This is a genomic window from Streptomyces sp. P5F9, assembly GCF_057961495.1.
In genome coordinates, this window is sequence record NZ_JBXVPZ010000862.1 from 1 (window position 1) to 1,734 (window position 1,734).

The 1,734-nt window shown below is 68.9% G+C and carries 1 protein-coding gene and 1 pseudogene; both read right to left on the bottom strand.

Going from position 1 to position 1,734, the window contains the following annotated elements; translation table 11 throughout:
• A partial coding sequence (locus AC31A1_RS50945; protein ID WP_489659837.1) for a sensor histidine kinase occupies window positions 1-1,093 on the bottom strand: 1,093 nt, incomplete at its 3' end.
• A gap of 144 nt (window positions 1,094-1,237) precedes the next feature.
• Window positions 1,238-1,734 (bottom strand): annotated as a pseudogene (locus tag AC31A1_RS50950) (reductase); the annotation flags it as partial.

Consider the following 1,734-nt stretch of genomic DNA (forward strand, 5'->3'; position numbering starts at 1 on the left):
CTTCCGCATACCGCATGTCGACCCAGATCCGATCGGCACCGGAATGCTTCACGGCGTTGGTGAGCACCTCACTGACGGCGAAATAGGCGGCCGACTCGACCGGCGCGTCGGCCCGCCCACCCCCAAGCTCCGCACTCACCTCGCTCGGCACCGGCATCCGCAACGCCAACGCCCGTACGGCATCCGCGAGTCCACGCTCCGCCAGCACCGGCGGATGAATCCCCCGAACGAGATCACGCAGCTCGTCGAGGGCCTCGACGGAGGACTGCCGGGCTCGGGCGAGCAACTCCCTTGCCTTGGCGGGGTTCTTCTCCAACAGCGCCTCGATGGTCCCGAGATCCATCCCCATGGCGACCAGCCGGGCCTGCGCCCCGTCATGCAGATCCCGCTCGATCCGCCGCAACTCGGCAGCCGAACCATCCACCGCATCCCGCCGTGTCTCCGTCAACACCCGTACCCGCTCGGCGAGTTGACTCTGCCCCGGGGCAAGAAGGGAACGCGTCAGCAGAAAGTGGACGCGGAGGAGGGCCGGGGTGAGGAAGAAGGAAGCGGCGAGAATTCCGACGCCGAGCAGCCCCGCGAGCAGCGCACTGCCCTGCCCGCCCACCGGCACGAACCCGTACCACCACCCCACATACGTCCCGTCCGTGAACACCCGCCACAACCCGAACGCCAACGCGAAGCCCTCCAGCGGATAGAACACCAGAGCCGCAGGCACCAACGCGGTGACGAACCCGGCGACCATGTCGACGGGCAGCCACCGCAGATCCCGCCAGGTGGCGGGGTCGCGGAGGAGGCGGAGGGCCCGGGTCCAGGGGAGCGCATCGGTTGGGATGGAGCGGTACGTCGTAGGAATACGCACCTCGCACCATTGCGCGCCGAGCAGCCGCCGCAGGTTCGCATGGGCGCGCACAGCACTGAGCACCCAGGGCGTGGTGAACAGCCCGACACCGAGCGGGACGGCCACAAGAGACACGACGGTCAGCACAAGGAGGACGAGCGACCCGGAGAGGGAGACGAGAGCGAGCCCAAGAGCACGCACCCCCGCCACGAGAACGCCCCGGGCCCGCCCACTCTCGCTTTTCGTGTCCATGAGCCCAGTCTCTCGGAACAGCCAGGCCAGGTCACGGGGCCGGGCCACCGTGGTGGGGGTGTCGCTAGCAACACCGGCTGGCTTAGTTCTTTTAGGGGCGCGGGGAACTGCGCGCCCAGCCCCCACGCACCCGCACCCAACGAACTACCACTCCAACGGCACCCCAAGCACCTTCGCCTCCACAGCAGGGTCAAGCCCCACCGCCGGCCGATCAGCCCGCCGCGGCGCAACCCCACCAACACCCTGCAACCATTGCCACGTATCACCCACGGTCTCCACCACAGGCCGGCACCTCAACCCCGTAGCCACCGCCCGAGACACATCCGCACTGTGCAACGCGTCGTACCCCTCACTACCCGGCGGCACCCACACCGGCAACTGAGTCCACGGCTCGATGCCGGCCCCCAGCACGACTTCCGGCGAGGTCCAACGCAGCTCGGCCCCTCCACCGGTAACCCGCACACACGCGTCCAAGAGCGACCCCATCGTCGCGTGCCCCTGCGCGGAGATCAGGTTGTACGCCCCGCTCAACTCCCGCTCCACGGAACCGAGCAACCACTCCGCCAGATCCCGCACATCGACATACTGAAGCGGCAGATCCCGAGGCCCGGGCGCCAGCACCGGCCCACCCCGCGCAACCC